The following is a 16853-nucleotide window of genomic DNA, read 5'->3' on the forward strand; positions in this document are numbered from 1 at the left end:
AGGAGGACACAGAAATGGCTTTTAATTTTTACGACACCCACACGCTGCTCGCCTCCGTGCAGCAGCTCCCGCCGCTTCACACCTTCCTGCTCGACCGCTATTTTCCGACCAACGCGGCGAGCGACATCTTCGCCACCGACGACGTGCTGGTGGAGTACAAGAAGGGATCCAAGAAGGCGGCCCCGTTCGTCGCTCCCCGCAAGGGCGGGATCACGATCCTGCGCGACGGCTACACCATGAAGCGCTTCACACCTTCCTATATCGCGCCGAAGCGTCCCCTCACCATTGACGACCTGCGCAAGCGCGGCTTCGGTGAGGCCCTCTACACCCAGCTGACCCCTGAGCAGCGTCAGGGCGTGATCATGCTCGGCGATCTCGACGAGCTTCGCGCCATGAATATGCGCCGCAAGGAGGCCATGGCTGCCGAGGTGATTTTCACGAACGGCTGCGTCATGGACGAGTATGTGGACGACTTCCACAACTTCGAGGAAAGGGAGGTGCGCTACTACGACGGCGACACGAGCCCGGCGATCTATACCCCGTCCGCGAACTGGGACACCACCGAGGCGTCCGGCAAGCAGATGATCAACGACGTGGCGGCCATGGGCTCCATGCTGACCTCTCGCGGCCTGCCGTTCACCGAGGTGCTGGTGGCCCCGGACGTGGCCGACATTATCCTCGCAAACGAGTGGATCCTGAAGCTGCTCGACAACCGCAACTACCAGATCGGCGGCGTGGATCCGGCGACTCTGCCGACCGGAGCGACCAAGATCGCCCGCCTGAACATCAAGGGCCGCATGATCGACTTCCTGACCTATGAGGACACCTACACCGAGGTGGACGGCACCGTGAAGCCGTTTATCCCGGCGGGCAAGATCGCCGCGTGCGCTCCCGCTGCTGGCCGCACCGTTTACGGCGCGATCACTCAGGTGGAGCAGTCCGACGGCGAGTTCCACACCTACACCGGCGTGGACGTGCCGAAGTACCTCAGCGACGCGACACACAACGTCCGCGAGCTGATCCTCAGCTCTGCGCCGCTCTGTATGCCGAACAACGAGAACCCGTTTATCGTGGCTGACGTACTGGGGGAATAGTACCCTCTGTTGATACCGCTGCGATCGGCAGAGGCAAAATCGGAGCAGCCAAAATCGGGAAGGAGTGAGGACATGGCTTATACACCGACAACATGGCAGGACGGTGACGTGATCACCGCCGAGAAAATGAACAAGCTGGAGCAGGCCGTCCAGAACGAGCAGATCGGCCCGGCAGGGCCCGCTGGCAAGGACGGCGCAGCAGGTAAGGACGGCGCAGCCGGAAAAGCCGGTGCCTCCGTTAAGGCGATCAAGCTCACAACGGACGAGTCCGGGAAAGTCACCGGCGGCGAGGCTACTCTGACAGACGAGAGCACCGTCCCGATCACTGTCACCAGCGCAGGCGACTAAAAATCGCAGGAAGGAGCAGACAATGGCAAAAATCAGAGTTATTCGCGGCGGCTGCGGTATCTCCTACAAGGACAAAAACGGCACCGCCCGCCACGCTCTGAGGACACCGGAGCACGGCCCGTTCGTATGTGACGACGCGCAGGCCGCCCGGCTCGTCTCTCTGGGCGTGGCCGTATATGTAAACGAGCAGCAGGCAGCGCCGGAGCCGAAAGCGGATCCGGCAGCTGGCGGCGAGCCTGAAAAGACCACGGGCCACCTCGACCCGGAGCAGCTGGAGGCCATGGAGTACAACGAGCTGAAAAAGCTCGCGGCCGACATGGGCGTGACTCCCAAAGGCAAGAAAAAGGCCGACCTGATCGAAGCGATCGCGGCCGCCGAAGTGGAGCCGGGCGACGAGGTGGATCCTGACGACGAGGACGAGCTGCCGGAGCTGGGCGCTGCGGATCCTGAGTAAAGGAGGCACAGACATGATCAGAATGATCAAAGGCACCTACGGGCTCATGGTGGACGGCAGCGTGGAGGCCATGACGCCACACTCCGGCCCCTTCTCTATCTCCAAGGAGCGGGAGGCCGAGCTGGTGGCTGCTGGCGTGGCCGAGCTGGTGCCCGACACTGAGGCCCCGAAGTCAAAGTATGACGGCATGAAAATGGCCGAACTGAGAGAGGCTGCGGAGGCGCTGGGCGTGGACGCAAGCGCAGCCAAGAGCAAGCGCGAAGTGATCGCCATGCTGGAGGCTGCGGAGGGCTAACCGTGAGCGCCTTCAAGGACATGGTGGCGCGTGACCTCGACGCCGTGTTCCTGAACGTGGACGAGTTCGCCGAGCTTCACATGGTAGAGGGGAAAGAGATCCCCGTCGTCATGGACGACGACCGGCTGACCACACTCAAAAAAGGGCAGATCCTCGGACTCGTGGAGGCCGACATGCTGCTCATGGGTAAGGTGAGCGACTTCCCCGCAGACATGGAGCCCGGCAGGCTGCTGAACGTGGACGGCCGCGAGCTGATCGTGAGCAAGTCGAGCAGGGACATGGGGCTGATCGAGGCAGCGCTGCGACAAAACCGGACAATGTAAGGAGGCGGGGACATGACGCTGGTACAAATTATCGACAATGTGGTGGGCTGGCTGGAGCGCGAAGTGTGCAGCCAGATCACCCTCAAACTGCCGGACGACTTCAAAAACGACGCCACCTACGGCGTGGAGTTCGTTCACCCGGCGGCCTTCCCTCTCTATGTACCGGGCAAGGACAGGCTGCCGCCCTCCGTACCGGCTCCGATCCCGTCCGTGTGCGTGCAGCTCATGGAAGGGAGCGACGACCTGCTGGCAAAGAGACGGCAGCTCCAGATCCGGCTCTGCCTCGCCTGCTGGAACCCCGGCGAGCATGGGCTCGAAAAACTGATACCACGCCAAAACCCGGCAGCCGTCGCCGGGATCTCATACTTCCACCCGACCGGCGAAGCCGCCAAGACCTACGCTCGAAATATGGAGGGCTGGCGCGACTCGTACAACTTCGCGGATCTGGTGCTCAGATCGCTGGAGGTGACAGAGTACGTCGAGGGGCTCCGGGTGGTGAAGGAGTCCGGGATCAAGTACGGGCCCTTCACAGAGGAAGGCAACATATGGGACTACTACCCCTACTGGCACAACTGGATCAGCTTCACGCTGGAGTGCGGCGTGGTGGCAGCAGTCCCGGCAGCATACGAAAATTTATTGTAAGGAGGACAACCAAATGGCATACAAACATGGCGCATACGGCGAGATCACCGAGTCCAGAGTGAAAAGCGCCCGGCAGGCCGACGTGGTGGCCGCCTATATCGGCACGGCACCCATTAACCTGATCCGGGGCTACAAAGACAAGGGCCTCGTCAATATGCCGATCAAGCTCACGAACATGAGCGACGTGCAGAGCAACCTCGGCTACTCTGCCGACTGGGACAGCTTCACGCTCTGCGAAGCCTTCGCCCAGCATTTTGACAACACCGTCGGAAACGTCGGCCCGATCTACGTCGTGAACGTGCTCGACCCTGACACGCACGCAGCGGCCGAAAAGACCGATACAGAGCTCACATTCACCAATCAGAGGGCAGAGTTTGAAAGCTCCGACATTATCCTCGACACCTTCGCGATCGAGGAAAAGGCCGAGGGCGTGGACTACGAGCTCTCCTACAACTTCGCGAAGGGCACCGTCGTGGTGCGGCTGCTCACCGGCGAGGACACCTCTCTCCAGTGCAGCTACAAGACCGTGGACGCTTCCAAGGTGGAGGAGGCCGACATTATCGGCCAGACGACCGAGGACGGCGAGTACACCGGCCTGCACGCCATGAAGCTGCTCTATCAGTACCACAACGCGGTGCTGAACATGCTCGCAGCTCCCGGCTGGAGCCACAAGCCTGCGATCTACAAGGCCATGGTGGCGATCGTGCAGCAGCTCAACGGCCACTGGGACGGCTTCGTGAACGCAGACCTCCCGCTGGAGGACGACGAGTCGCAGCCGATCGACACGATCGCGAAGGCAATCAAGTGGAAAACCGACCACGGGTACACGAGCGAGTTCTCGAAGGTGTACTGGCCGAAGGTGAAGGACGGCAGCGGCCGTGTGTTCCACCTCTCGACCGCCGGACAGGCCACCATGCTGCGCACGGATCTGAGTCACGACGGCGTGCCCTTCGAGTCTCCGTCCAACAAGGAGATCATGGCGACAGCCCAGTTCTTCGGGGAGAAATCCAAGAGCAAGGGCTTTGATCAGCAGACCGGCAACGGCCTGAACGAGAAGGGGATCACCACGGCCGTGTTCTGGGCTGGCCAGTGGGTGCTCTGGGGCCCGCACACGGCGGCCTTCACCTACAACGGCAGCATGGACGCGAGGGCGATCTTCGACGTGAACCTGCGTATGCTTATGTATATCACGAACAGCTTCCAGCTGGATCACGGCACCGAGATCGACAGCCCCATGACGCCGCAGGACAAGGACACGATCCTGAACTTCGAGAAGCAGAAGCTCGACACCCTGACCGGGATCGGCGCTCTGATCGGCACCCCGTCCGTGGAGTTTCTCGAAACCGAGAACAGCACCTCGGACATGATGAACGGCGACTTCGTGTGGCACTTCGCTGTCACCAACACGCCGCCCTTCAAGAGTGGCACGGCTCGCGTGACCTACACCGACGAAGGCTTCGCCGCCTTTTTCGAGACTGAGTAAGGAGGTACAACAACATGGGAAAATGGTTAGACATTAAGGGCCCGGTGGTAGCTGATACCGTCTACGCGGACAACACCCTCGTGGCGCGTGACACCAGCTTCACCCTGCCCGGCATTGAATTTCTCACGGCCGACGTGCAGGCCATGGGCAACATGACCGTGCCGCTGATCGGCCTGCTGGAGAACATGGAGCTCTCGATCACCAAGATCGGGATCGACAACGGCCTCAGCCGCATGAACCGCCTCGAAAAGCAGAATTTTGAGTTCAGGTGGGTGCAGAACGTCGTCAAGTCCGACGGCTCCACCGCAACCGAGGGCTGCAAGGCGTTTGTGCGTACCATGCCGGGCGCCTTCCCCGAAACCGGTGTAGAGGTAGGCAACGCGCCGGAGCAGGAAAACACCTACAACGTCACCCGTATGCAGATTTACGCGAACGGCGTCGAGATCGTCTGCGTGGATAGACTGAGCCAGATCCTCCGTATCAACGGCAAGGACTACATGAGCCAGATCAACAACCTGCTGTAAAAAGTGCAAAGAGGGCCGCTGGTCAACTGCTGATCGGCGGCCCTTTTTTATCTGAAAATCTGAAAGGAGCCCAACATGGAAAAAGACAAGAGGAACACCCTCACGCTGAAAAACCCGATCATGATCAACGGGCAGGAAGTCAGCGAAATGACCTACGACATTAACGAGATCGACGGCGTTCTGTTCGCTACCGCTGAGAACAAAAAGAAGGCAGCCGCAGGCATGAAAAACATGACGATCACGGCCGCCGCTGAGTTCGACTTTTCTCTCCACCTCTACCTCGGCTTCGCTGCCATTATCGCAGTAAATCCGAGCTATGACTTCGCGGATCTGGAGAGGATCAAGGGCCGCGACGTGGTGGAGGTAATGGCGATCGGCCGAAATTTTATGCTCAAGTCGGACGAGACTTCACAGGAAAGCGACTCCGGCGAGCCTACCGAGACTACGCCAGAGTCTACCACACCAGCACGTCCGACCTCGAAAGAAAAAGCATAACCCGCTTCATAGTGGAGTACGCCGAGGCAGCCGAGGATCTGGCTGCTGAGCAAAAGCGCAAGGCGTCCCACGTTATGAGGCCACCAACACCGAAAGGAAAAGCGAAACACAGAAGGAGGTGAGCCCATGGCTAAAACGCTTGAAACCTCGGTCGAGATCTCCGGCGTCCTGAGTCCGTCGCTACAAGCTGCGATAAAGAACGCAGTCAACAAGCTGGAGGAAATGAGCAAGGAGACGCTCGAAGCGGCCGGAGCGGCCGAGAAGCTCGCCGCCGAAATATCCACGCAAGAGTCCGTCCTGAAAAGCCTCGAACGGGGCTACGCCGACTATGTGGTGAGCGGCGAGGAAGGCAGCGAGGAAGCGCAGCAGCTCGCGCAGCATATCCAAGAATTGAGCAGCGAGCTGGACGAGAACCGGGGAACGCTGGAGGCCGCGCAGGAAGCGGCCGCAAAGCTGGCCTCCGGCATGGACGACACCGGCAACGAAGCCGATCAGCTCCGGGACACGATCAGCAGGCAAGAGAGCACCATCCAACAGCTCAAAGAGAGGTACGTCGCCCTCGCATTATCCGAGGACGACACCTCCGACGAGTCGAGGGAGCTCGCCCAGCAGATCCAAGACCTGAGCACAGAGCTGGCAGACAACCGCTCGCGGCTATCCGACGCCGAGCGGGCAGCCGACGACCTCGACAACTCTCTGGAGGACGCGGCGAGCTCGGCCGAGCTGGCCGATCAAGGCTTCACCGTTTTTAAGGCCACGCTGGCGAACCTCGCAGCCGACGCGATCCGCGCAGCCATTGGCGGCATAAAGAACCTCGCGGGCAACATACTGGAGCTGGGCCAGAACTTCACTGGCACCATGTCAGAAGTGCAGGCCATATCCGGGGCGACCGGCGACGAGCTGGAAACGCTGGAGAGCTGCGCCCGTGAGTTCGGCGCGACGACGACCTTCTCGGCGTCTGAGGCTGCCGAAGCTCTCAAATATATGGCCCTCGCGGGCTGGGACGTGGATCAATCCACGAGCGCCCTCGGAGGCGTTCTAAATCTGGCGGCGGCGTCCGGCATGGAGCTGGGCGCTGCCTCCGACATGGTAACAGACTACCTGAGCGCCTTCGGAATGGAGGCAGATCAGGCGGCATACTTCGCCGACCTGCTGGCCTCGGCTCAGTCGAGCAGCAACACCACCGCCGAAGCGCTGGGCGAAGCCTACAAGAACTGCGCCGCCAACCTGAACGCAGCCGGGCAGGACGTGGAAACCGTCACCTCCCTGCTGGAAGGCATGGCAAACCAAGGCTACAAGGGCAGCGAAGCAGGCACCGCTCTGGCTGCTATCATGCGAGACATAACAAACGCCATGGACGACGGCCAGATCAAGATCGGCGACACGTCCGTGGCCGTCATGGACGCGCAGGGCAACTTCCGCGACCTGACGGACATTCTCACCGAGGTGGAGGCCGCCACAAATGGAATGGGCGACGCCGAGCGGGCCGTGGCCCTGTCCTCGACGTTCACCGCAGACTCCACCAAGGGGCTGAACCTGATCCTCAACGAAGGCATGGACAGCATAGCCGGGTATGAGGACAACCTGAGAGCAGCAGGCGGCACGGCTGAGGAAATGGCCGCCATAATGAACGACAACCTCGGCGGCGACCTCGCGCAGATGAACAGCGCGTGGGAGGAACTGGGCCTGAAAATCTACGAGAAATTCGAGGGCACCCTCCGCTCCGCTGTCCAGTTTGTCACCAACTCCGTGATCCCGGCGATCGAGTGGCTGCTGGGGCACCTGCCTGAACTCGGCATAGCGCTGGGGACAGTCGGGGCCGTCGTGGCCGCTATGAACTGGGGCACAATCGTTCAGAAGCTCACCATGGTGAAGGGAGCGCTGCAAGGCGTAATGGCAGCACTCGGCGGGATCTCTGCCCCGGTGCTGGCCGTGATCGCGATCGTGGCCGCTCTCGCTGCGGCTTTTACGCATTTATGGAAAACGAACGACGAGTTCAGGGCCAAGATCACGGCGATCTGGGACGGTATCAAAGGCAAATTTCAGAAATTCGGCCAGACTATCACCGACAAGCTCAACGAGCTGGGCTTCGACTTCGAGAACTTCACCGAGGTGCTGAGCGCAGTCTGGAACGGCTTCTGCGAGCTGCTGGCCCCGGTATTCGAGGGAGTATTCCAGCAGATCAGCAATATTCTGGGGCTCGTCCTCGACGTGCTCGTCGGCCTGTTCGACGTTTTCGCCGGGATCTTCACCGGCGACTGGGAGCGAGTCTGGGAGGGCGTCAAGGAAATTTTCGGCGGCGTCTGGGACTTTTTGGTGAACACCTTCACCAACTGGGCCGACACCTTCAAGTCGCTGGCCGACACCGTGCTCGGCTGGTTTGGTACTACATGGGACGAGGCGTGGAGCTCCGTCAAGAGCTTTTTCGAGGGGATCTGGAACGGGATCGTCTCGTTTTTCTCCGGTATCTGGAGCGGGATCACCTCGACCGTGAGCAACGCCCTGAGCTGGATCAGTAATATTTTCACGACCGGCTGGACTGCGATCTCGTCGTTTTTCTCCGGGATCTGGAACGGGATCACCTCGTTTCTGTCTGGAGCATGGGAAAAAATCAAGAGCGTGGTACAAGTCGGGATCATGGCCGTGAAGGAAATCCTGAGCGCAGCCTTCCAGATCATCACGCTGCCCTTCCGGCTAATCTGGGAGAACTGCAAGGACACGGTGATCTCAATCTGGGAGGGGATAAAGTCGGCGATCTCCGGGGCCCTCGACGCTATAAAGGGCTGGATCAGCTCGAAGCTGGAGGCTGCGAAGAACGTCGTCAGCACCGTGACCGAGGGGATCAAGACCGTGGCCTCGAACGCATGGAACGCGATCAGCTCCACGGCGTCCTCCGTCTGGGAGACTGTCAAGGGGGCGATCAGCGACAAGATCAACGCGGCGCAGCAGGTAGTCAGCACCGTGACCGGCACCATAAAGAGTGTCGCGAGCAGCGCATGGAGCGCCGTCAGCTCTACCGCTTCGAGCCTCTGGGAAAGCACCAAGAACGCGATCAGCACCAAGCTGTCCGCAGCACAGCAGACCGTCAGCACCGTGACCGGCACCATAAAGAGCGTCGCCTCGTCTGCGTGGAGTTCGATCAGCTCCACGGCGTCCTCACTCTGGGGAACCGTACAGAGCACGATCGGCTCCAAGATAAACGCAGCATGGACGACCGTTACCTCTGCCGTGAACGGGATCAAGTCGAGCGTGAGCAGCGCCCTGAGCGGGGCACTCAGCACCGTGCAGTCGATATTCGGCAGCATACACAGCGCGATCAGCGACAAGATCAACGCTGCGAAGAACGTCGTCAGCAACGCCATAAACGCGATCAAGGGCTTTTTCAATTTCTCGTGGAGCCTGCCGAAGCTAAAGCTCCCGCATATCTCCATAAGCGGCAGCTTTTCACTCACACCGCCGAGCGTGCCACACTTCGGGATCGAATGGTACGCAGAGGGCGGTATTCTGACGCAGCCGACGATCTTCGGCGCGTCTGGTAACAACCTTCTGGCCGGTGGAGAGGCTGGAGCTGAGGCCGTCGTGCCGCTGGCTACCCTCTGGGAGAAGCTGGACGCCATGATCCGGGCCGTATTCGACAGCGCAAGCACCACCGGAGGATCCCCTGACGCCGGGCTCACGGCCAAGGCCGGGGAACTGCTCGCCATGGACGACTTCTCACTGGGAACCCTCGCGGGGAACGGCGGGACGGTGATCTATTACGACTTTTCCGGCTTCACATGGAGCCCACAGATCCAAGGGGGCGGCACCGGTGACGAGGACGACCTCATGGCCCGGCTCCGGGCGCACGAGGCTGAGTTCTTCGACTGGCTGGAGGAATTTATTCAAATGCGGGAGGTGGCGCAGTATGCGTAAGGTGACAGGCTACAAGGAATACACCACACGCGAGGGCGACACCTTCGACGCTCTCGCTCTGGAAATGTACGGCGAGGAAACCCTCGCCCACTACATCATAGAATTTAACCCCGACTACGCGGACATGCTGATCTTCGACGCGAACGTGGCCCTCCGGCTGCCGATCGTCGAGGACGTGGAGACGCCGGACACGCTGCCGCCGTGGCGTCGGGACACTGAGGACGAGGACAGCGCTTGAACCTCTACTACGAAGGAGTGGACATCTACAACGACGTGAGCGTGAACTACTGCGTCCATGAAATGCACGCAGAAAAGCAGGCCGACACGCTGGTGATCCGCTTCAACGACACCAAGGGCGTGTGGAGTAAATGGAACCCGGCAGAAGGTGACGCGATCCGCTTCAAGGAAGGGGCCAGCGACACCGGGAAAATGTTCATACACTCCATGCGGCCCGAAAACGGGCTTTTTACCGTGCGGGCCATGTCAATGCCGAAAACCGGCCGGACAAAGAAGTCGAAAAGCTGGGAGGGCGTGCGCTTCCTCCAGATCGCGAACGAGATCGCGGGAGCGCATGGCCTGACCTTCGAGAACTACGGCTGCACGGATCAGGTGTACCCGTACCTGAAACAAGACAACGAGACGGACTTCGCTCTGTTCTCCCGCCTCTGCACGCTGGAGGGCTGTCAAATGCTCATATACGACGGCAAGCTGCTGGCGTACAACGAGCAGTACATTGAGGGCCAGACCCCGGCGGGCGATCTGGAGGTGGACGAAAACGGGAACTTTATCTACCACGACAACCGGGCCGCCTGCTATGGCTCGTGTGTGATCGAGAGCGGCAGCTTCTCCGGGAGCTTCACCGCACCGAACGCCACGAGCTCGACCGTGCTCAGGCCAGCACAGCGGATCCAAGTCAACAGCAACGCCGAGGCGGCACGCTTCGCCAAGGGGCTGCTGAGGAACGCGAACAAGTACGGCCACACGGGCCAGTTCTCCAAGGCCCTGCTGACCGGCTACGCTGCCGCAAGCCTGCTGCAGCTAAAGACACCGAAGGCGAGCGCGTGGGACGGCCCCGTGTTCGTCTACAAGGTGCGGCACGACTTCGTGGGGAACAAATCAACCCTATATTTCAGGGACATGCTGGAGGGCTACTAAATGGGACAGATCAACAAGGGCACGATCGCCAGCGTGGAAGGCAACACGGCCCGCGTGGTGCCCTCCGACGCCGGAGCGAAGCCGACCGCAAAGATCACGATCCCGTGGCACCTTCGTGGAGCCACGGGGAACCTCAAAAAAGGCACGGCCGTGGTGTACGTCGAGTTCGACGACGCCAGCGGGCTGCTGCTGGGCCGTGCAGACGGTGAGTGGGGCGCATACCTCCCCCACCTCACCGCCGGATCCGTATCTGCCCCGGAGGGCGACGTGACCGCCAGAGGCGTGAGCCTCAGCGGCCACACGCACGGGGGCGTCGAGACTGGAGGCGGCAGCACCGGGAAACCGCAGTAAAGGAGGGATAGCATGGCGACAATGGCAAAATGGGGCTCGAAAACATGGGCCGTCAGCTCGAAGAAAGTCGTCGCGCTGGAGGGGCTGAGCTTCTCCTATTCTCAGGTGGCAGACAATAACACCTCCACCGAGGAAAAGAAAACGACGAACGAACGGGGCACCGAGCTTTTCCCTCTCAGCTTCACCACCACGCTGCACTCAGGCGCAGGCGTGGACGTGAGGGCCGAGATCGAAAGCTGGAAGGCCCTCGTCACAAAAGTGAATTATTTCTACCTCAACGGCAAGAAGCTGGGCCCGAAGCTCCAGCTGCGCAAGGTGGCCGTGAGCAACACGAAGCTGGACGACCTCGGCCGCATACGGCTGGCGACTCTCTCCTTCGAGTTCAAAGAGTACGACCCGGACACCACCAGCGTGAAGGCGACGAGCACCTCGGCGCTCAAAGTGAAAGCCACAAAGAGCGAGAAAAAGCAGAAGAAAAAGACGAACACCGCAGTCAAGAAGGCCGAGAAAAAGAGCGTCAAGGTGGGCGACTATGTGAAGCCGACCGGCAAGAAGTACGCGACCGGCCAGACGATCCCCCAGTGGGTAAAGGATCGCAAGCATAAGGTGAGCCAGATCAAGGGCGACCGCGTGCTGCTGGGCCACCCGGACGGGATCAACAGCTGGGTATATCTGAGCGAAGTCACGCTCGCATAGGAAGGAGGACGGCATGAAAGCACACGGAAATGGAAAACCGGAGACATGCGCCTCCAATCTGCTGCGCATTGTGCGCGGCGAAGTGGCCTACGACCGCGTGAGAGGCCGCGACGGCGCTCTGGTGGATCAACCGAACGCCACCGACGAGGCCGTGGCCGACGCCGAGTGGGTGCTCGAAACCTACGAGCCCCGCGTGGACGCGGAAAACATAATCGGCAGCGGCGAGGCCGTCAAGAACGGCGAGTTCGCGCTGCTGGTGGACATTGACAGGAAGGAGGACGAGGAAGAATGAGCGAGCTGTATTTTATCAACACAGACGCCGGGCGCGTGAGCGAGGACGTGCTGGAGGATCTGGAGAACGGCGTCAGCGAACCGCTCTACCCCGGCGACGAGCGCCGGATCTTCGGCGAGGCTCTGTCTCTGGTGATCGTCTCAGTCTACAACAGCGTGAACGACGCCTGCCGCCAGAAAATGCTCCGGTATGCTCGCGGGGCCGTGCTGGACGCGCTCGGCGAGAACCGGGACACAAAGCGGCTGGATCCTACCTTCGCCACCGTGACGCTGCGCTTCGGAGTAGAGGAAACGCAGCCGGGCAACATTGTGATCCCGGCCGGGATCCGAGTCACCGGCGACTTCGTTCACTACTTCGTGACGGACGAAACCGTCGTTTTATATGCAGGCTCCGAGCACGTCGAAGTGACGGCCACGGCTGAGGCTGGCGGCGCGGACTACAACGACATGGCCCCCGGAGTCCTCTCAAATATCGTGGACATATCGGAGATCCCGCTGATCGACTATGTGACCAACACCAGCGCCTCGGAGGGAGGCGGCGACCGGGAAAGCGACGACGCATACCGGGAGCGGATCCGGGAGGCCGAGAACCGGCTCAGCACAGCGGGCCCGGCCAAAGCCTACAAATACTGGGCGCTGTCTGCGGATCCGACCGTCACCGACGCCGTGGTGGAGTCGGAAACAGAGCGGGTAAAGCGGGAGCTGAAAACCTACGCCGGGCACGCCTTCCAAGGCGGTGCCAACCTTCTGCCGGACACGCTGACCGTGTACCGGCCGGACGGATCCGAGGCCGAGAGCGGGACGGACTACACGGCGAGCTATGAGGACGAGCTGCTCACACTGGAGCTCTCAGGGGCACTCGAAAGCGCCCAGACCGTCAAGATCGAGATCACCCGGAAAATGTACGGGCGCGTCAAAATCGTGCCGATCTGCGCCGGGGGCGAGATCCCGGACGAGGACGTGCTGGCCGCCGTGCTGGCGTCATGCTCTGCCGACGACGTGCGGCCGCTCACGGATCTGGTGCAGGTGGAGGCCCCGGAGGTGGAAACCTACGACATAGAGCTGACCTACTACACTACCAAGGCCAACGAGTCCGAAGTCGTCAAGAACGTGGAGGGCGTGGACGGAGCGATCGCCCGGTACAACTACTGGCAGAGCTCCACGCTCAATCAGGACATAAACCCGGACGAGCTCAGGAAGCTGATCCTCTGCCCCCACTGGACGGAGAACCAGCTCGGAGCCACCCGCGTAATCATAACCAAGCCGGAATACAAGGAGCTGCCGAGCACCACGGTGGCGAAGTTCTCCGGCAAACAGACGGTGCGCCATATCGTCAAAGACTAAAGGAGGTGGGAACATGGGCGGCATGAGGATCTCAGAGCTGGACTTTATCAGGCTTCTGCCCGCCTTCATGCGGGACGACGAGGCGGCGATCGCGCTCAGCAAGGCCATGAACAAGCTGCTCCGGGAGCCCTTCAAACGGATCGACACGATCCGCACATGGGACAAGATCGACGAGCTGACCGAGCCGGAATGTGACGAGCTGGCGTGGGAGCTGGACGTGGACTGGTACGACTCCGGCGGCATGAGTCTGGAGGAAAAGCGCAACACCCTAAAGCTCGCGCAGCAGATCAAGCGCAAGCGCGGCACGAAATGGGCCGTCGAGCAGCTGATCAGCGCCTACTTCGGCGAGGGCTACGTCATGGAGTGGTACGAAATGTACGGCACCCCCTACACCTTCGCAGCTCTCACCACAAACGAACACACGGACGCCGCGAGCTTCGAGAAGTTCATGGAGGCCGTGAGGGCAGCCAAGAACGTGCGCTCGCATATAGCGGGCGTTTTCTATTTCTGGCAGCAGGGCCCGGATCCCGGCGTGGAGTACGCGCTGGGCTCGAAAATGTACCGCTACAATTTCAGGAAGTGCGGCACCTACCCACGGAGGGCGACCGTGGGCTTTTTGATCAAGCCGAGCATTGAGACGGAGCCGGAGGCGAAGCTCTACCTCTACGGCTTCACCAAGCCCGGCCAGTTCGCCTGCGGCACCTACCCGCGCCCCGGTACACTCGGCGCGGCCGTGAAGGAAGGCGTCGCGGTAAATGCAGAGGACGAGGGGATCCGGTACAAGTTCAAACGCAAGGCCGGTACCTATCCACGCCCCGGCACGCTGGGGCAGGCAATAAAGCAGGCCGTCGCGGCAGGCCCGGAAACGGAGCCCACCCGGTACGGCTTCACCAAGGCCGGGCAGCTCCCGTGTGGGACATACCCCCGGCCGGGAGCTCTGGGGCAGGTACTCCAGAGCAAGATCGAGGCCGGAGTCGCTGCGCTTTTCCTGCCCTATGCCTTCACTAAGGCGGGGCCCGGCACCTGCGGCACCTATCCGGCCAAGGCCACGCTCGGCGTGACCTGCAAAAACATGGCAGCAGCGGCCCCGGAGGCCGTGCTTCTGGCTTATGCCTTTACGAAGTGCGGTACCCGGCGCTGCGGGCAATAAAACGAAAGGAGGCACAGCATGGCGTATTTTAGCGACACGTTCATGGGCCACCGCCGGAAACAGTGGCTCCGCTCGCTCCACCACGTCGAGGCACAGGTGAGCGGCGCGTGGCACAAGGGAAGTATCGACCAGAAAAAGATCGAAGGCGACACCCTCATAATCATGGCGACCTTCCCCACACTGAACGACCTCGCCTGCACGATCACCGCCTCACGGCTCATTGACGTGCGCGGGGAGCAGGCGGCCTACCAGCAGCGCGTGATCGAGAAAGTCAGCGGGCAGGGAGTCATGATCAAGCTGACGATCCCGATCTACGAAGTCACACCATAAAGAAAGGAGGAACCGAACATGTACCAGCGCACGAAATGGCTCGACGAGGTAAAGGACGAGCACTCGGAGGAAATCATTCAGGAAGGCACCGACCAGAGCGCGGCCCACTTCAACAACATGGAGGAAGGGATCACCGACGCCAGCGTGGCCGCCGCCCTTCTGCTGATCGCCACCGGGGATCTCTCTCAGCAGACCTCGATCGAGCGGAAAGTCGTCACCCTGAGCAATAAGCAGGGGTACCCCTTCAATGACTCAGAGCAGACGATCAACCTCACGGTGACGAGGGACTCCACCGACTACACCGTGGACGTGGATATTCAGGCCCATGACGGCAACGTCGGGGACGTGAGGATCTACGGCAAACAGACCAACGGCTTCAAAGTGGCCTACGACGGCAGCGCCAAGAGCGCGACCCTTATTCTCAGAGTACAAGGAGGCATGTAAAAATGGCAAAAATTAACGACGTGCAGGTGATCGAGAAGAACACCGGCGAGAAGATCCAGTGGGAGCAGGACGGGTACCGCCTCAGCTTCGACGACGACGCCCTGAGCGTCAAGGTGACAAAGTATCAGGAGGACGAGCGCCGCGTGCTCGATATTTGCGCAAGCAGGACGGGCGACCTCATGCTGGGCGTGCAGCCCGGCGGCCGCTATGTGGCCCAGATCGAGATCCCGGCCGCAGAGTATGACGAGCACACCGAGGGCGAGGGCGACGAGCAAGTCACCACCCGCACCAAGAAAGACCTCGACATGGCAGAGGTGACGCTGATCCTCTGGAGCATTGAATAAGCAGAAAGGAGCACAGAAAAATGGCAAACTTTGATCTCACCAATCTGGCAGTAAAAACGATCTGCCCGATCAACTCCGTCATGGTGGACGACACGGATCTGCCGTCCGTCATGGTGTATATCCCGGCCTTCAAAAACAGCGAGGTGCTGACCGGAGGCAACGACTCGATCCACCCGGCCTTTATCGTAAACGGCCAGCAGATCAAGGGCTTCTGGTACGGCAAGTATCAGGCCCACAACTACAAGGGCGTGGCGTACAGCCTGCCCGCTGAGGATCCGACCGCCTCGATCAACTTCGACACGGCCGTGAACGCCTGCGAGGCCAAGGGCCACGGCTGGCACCTCAGCACCAACGCCGAGTGGGCCGCGATCGCGCTCTGGTGCAAAAAGAACGGCTTCATGCCCTACGGCAACAACAACTGGGGCAAAGACTCCAGCGAGAGCAATTTCAAAGCGATCCCCATGACCTACGAAGGAGGCGAGAGCCACAAGGGAGAGCCCGCGCACGTCGCAACCGGCACCGGCCCTCTGACGTGGAGCCACGACAAGACTCTCGCCGGGATCTGGGATCTGAACGGCAACGTCTGGGAGTGGCAGGGCGGCATCCGGCTTGTATGGGGCGAGCTCCAGATCCTTGCCAACAATGACGCCGCCGATCCTGACAACCCGCAGAACGCGACAAGCACCTGCTGGAAGGCGATCAGCGCGACCGACGGCTCTCTGGTAGAGCCTGAGAGCAAGACCACCGACTCAGCGCCGAAGCTGTCCGGCAGCACCGTGAAGCTCGACTATGTGAGCAACGCGTGGCAGTACAACACCAGCGTGACGAGCTCCGAGGACGCGAGCCGGAGCTGCGCCTTCGGTAAAGTCACCGCAGCCGAGGCGATCGGCGACGCCGCCAAGGTGCTGCTGCGTTCTCTGGCCCTGCTCCCCGATCAGGGCGCTGAGGAAGCGGACTACGAGGGCGACTACATGTGGTGGAACAACAAGCAGGCAGAGCGCTGCGTCTATCGCGGGGGCAACTGGTACAACGGCGCGGGCGCGGGCGTGTTCTCCCTCGCCGGCTACAATGCCCGCTCGGGCTCCAGCCCGGGCGTCGGCTTCCGGCCCGCTTATATCCCGGAGGTAATCGGGTAATCTGGCAATCTGATAATCTGGCTCAGGGCGGCCCCACCAAAG

At 61.1% G+C, this 16853-nt stretch carries 21 protein-coding genes; all 21 read left to right on the forward strand.

Going from position 1 to position 16853, the window contains the following annotated elements; all coding sequences use genetic code 11:
• Positions 1-14: 14 nt before the first annotated feature.
• The 21 genes from ABC831_RS11135 (at position 15) to ABC831_RS11235 (ending at position 16811) form a co-directional block, all read left to right on the forward strand.
• Complete coding sequence (locus ABC831_RS11135; RefSeq protein WP_343248197.1) at positions 15-1094, forward strand: major capsid protein; 1080 nt, start codon at positions 15-17, stop codon at positions 1092-1094.
• Between the two features lie 72 nt (positions 1095-1166).
• Positions 1167-1442 carry a hypothetical protein gene (locus ABC831_RS11140; RefSeq protein ID WP_343248198.1) on the forward strand — a complete coding sequence of 92 codons (276 nt, stop codon included), beginning with the start codon at positions 1167-1169 and terminating at the stop codon, positions 1440-1442.
• A gap of 22 nt (positions 1443-1464) precedes the next feature.
• Positions 1465-1896 carry a hypothetical protein gene (locus tag ABC831_RS11145; protein ID WP_343248199.1) on the forward strand — a complete coding sequence of 144 codons (432 nt, stop codon included), beginning with the start codon at positions 1465-1467 and terminating at the stop codon, positions 1894-1896.
• A 13-nt stretch (positions 1897-1909) separates the two neighbouring features.
• Positions 1910-2191: a response regulator receiver protein gene (locus ABC831_RS11150; protein WP_343248200.1), complete on the forward strand. Its 282-nt coding sequence runs from the start codon at positions 1910-1912 to the stop codon at positions 2189-2191.
• 2 nt (positions 2192-2193) lie between these two features.
• The gene (locus tag ABC831_RS11155) at positions 2194-2514 is read left to right on the forward strand and encodes a hypothetical protein (RefSeq protein WP_343248201.1); all 321 of its coding nucleotides are present in this window, start codon (positions 2194-2196) and stop codon (positions 2512-2514) included.
• 12 nt (positions 2515-2526) lie between these two features.
• On the forward strand, positions 2527-3156 hold the full coding sequence (locus tag ABC831_RS11160) for a hypothetical protein (protein ID WP_343248202.1): 630 nt from the start codon (positions 2527-2529) through the stop codon (positions 3154-3156).
• 13 nt (positions 3157-3169) lie between these two features.
• Positions 3170-4639, forward strand: a complete 1470-nt coding sequence (locus ABC831_RS11165) for a phage tail sheath family protein (RefSeq protein WP_343248203.1) — start codon at positions 3170-3172, stop codon at positions 4637-4639.
• A gap of 14 nt (positions 4640-4653) precedes the next feature.
• Positions 4654-5163: a phage major tail tube protein gene (locus ABC831_RS11170; protein ID WP_343248204.1), complete on the forward strand. Its 510-nt coding sequence runs from the start codon at positions 4654-4656 to the stop codon at positions 5161-5163.
• A gap of 75 nt (positions 5164-5238) precedes the next feature.
• Entirely contained in the window at positions 5239-5658 is a 420-nt protein-coding gene (locus ABC831_RS11175; protein WP_343248205.1) for a hypothetical protein, read from the forward strand.
• A gap of 126 nt (positions 5659-5784) precedes the next feature.
• Positions 5785-9570, forward strand: a complete 3786-nt coding sequence (locus tag ABC831_RS11180; RefSeq protein ID WP_343248206.1) for a phage tail tape measure protein — start codon at positions 5785-5787, stop codon at positions 9568-9570.
• Complete coding sequence (locus ABC831_RS11185) at positions 9563-9808, forward strand: tail protein X (protein ID WP_343248207.1); 246 nt, start codon at positions 9563-9565, stop codon at positions 9806-9808. Before ABC831_RS11180 ends, ABC831_RS11185 begins: the two co-directional genes overlap by 8 nt.
• Positions 9805-10725: a phage late control D family protein gene (locus ABC831_RS11190; RefSeq protein ID WP_343248208.1), complete on the forward strand. Its 921-nt coding sequence runs from the start codon at positions 9805-9807 to the stop codon at positions 10723-10725. Before ABC831_RS11185 ends, ABC831_RS11190 begins: the two co-directional genes overlap by 4 nt.
• On the forward strand, positions 10726-11076 hold the full coding sequence (locus tag ABC831_RS11195; protein WP_343248209.1) for a hypothetical protein: 351 nt from the start codon (positions 10726-10728) through the stop codon (positions 11074-11076). It abuts the gene before it with no gap.
• Positions 11077-11088: 12 nt separating this feature from the next.
• Complete coding sequence (locus ABC831_RS11200) at positions 11089-11772, forward strand: hypothetical protein (RefSeq protein ID WP_343248210.1); 684 nt, start codon at positions 11089-11091, stop codon at positions 11770-11772.
• Between the two features lie 13 nt (positions 11773-11785).
• The gene (locus ABC831_RS11205) at positions 11786-12064 is read left to right on the forward strand and encodes an early E1A protein (protein ID WP_343248211.1); all 279 of its coding nucleotides are present in this window, start codon (positions 11786-11788) and stop codon (positions 12062-12064) included.
• On the forward strand, positions 12061-13407 hold the full coding sequence (locus ABC831_RS11210; RefSeq protein ID WP_343248212.1) for a baseplate J/gp47 family protein: 1347 nt from the start codon (positions 12061-12063) through the stop codon (positions 13405-13407). The genes ABC831_RS11205 and ABC831_RS11210 overlap by 4 nt, the downstream gene beginning before the upstream one ends.
• Positions 13408-13420: 13 nt before the next feature.
• Positions 13421-14557 (forward strand): phage tail protein, encoded by a 1137-nt coding sequence (locus tag ABC831_RS11215; protein WP_343248213.1) that lies wholly within the window; start codon positions 13421-13423, stop codon positions 14555-14557.
• A gap of 18 nt (positions 14558-14575) precedes the next feature.
• Complete coding sequence (locus ABC831_RS11220) at positions 14576-14887, forward strand: hypothetical protein (protein WP_343248214.1); 312 nt, start codon at positions 14576-14578, stop codon at positions 14885-14887.
• 18 nt (positions 14888-14905) lie between these two features.
• Positions 14906-15331: a hypothetical protein gene (locus ABC831_RS11225; protein WP_343248215.1), complete on the forward strand. Its 426-nt coding sequence runs from the start codon at positions 14906-14908 to the stop codon at positions 15329-15331.
• 2 nt (positions 15332-15333) lie between these two features.
• Positions 15334-15675: a hypothetical protein gene (locus ABC831_RS11230; RefSeq protein ID WP_343248216.1), complete on the forward strand. Its 342-nt coding sequence runs from the start codon at positions 15334-15336 to the stop codon at positions 15673-15675.
• A gap of 20 nt (positions 15676-15695) precedes the next feature.
• The gene (locus tag ABC831_RS11235; protein WP_343248217.1) at positions 15696-16811 is read left to right on the forward strand and encodes an SUMF1/EgtB/PvdO family nonheme iron enzyme; all 1116 of its coding nucleotides are present in this window, start codon (positions 15696-15698) and stop codon (positions 16809-16811) included.
• Positions 16812-16853: the final 42 nt, after the last annotated feature.

The sequence above is a fragment of the Diplocloster hominis genome (genome assembly GCF_032380655.1).
In the GTDB taxonomy this organism is placed as follows: domain Bacteria; phylum Bacillota; class Clostridia; order Lachnospirales; family Lachnospiraceae; genus Diplocloster; species Diplocloster hominis.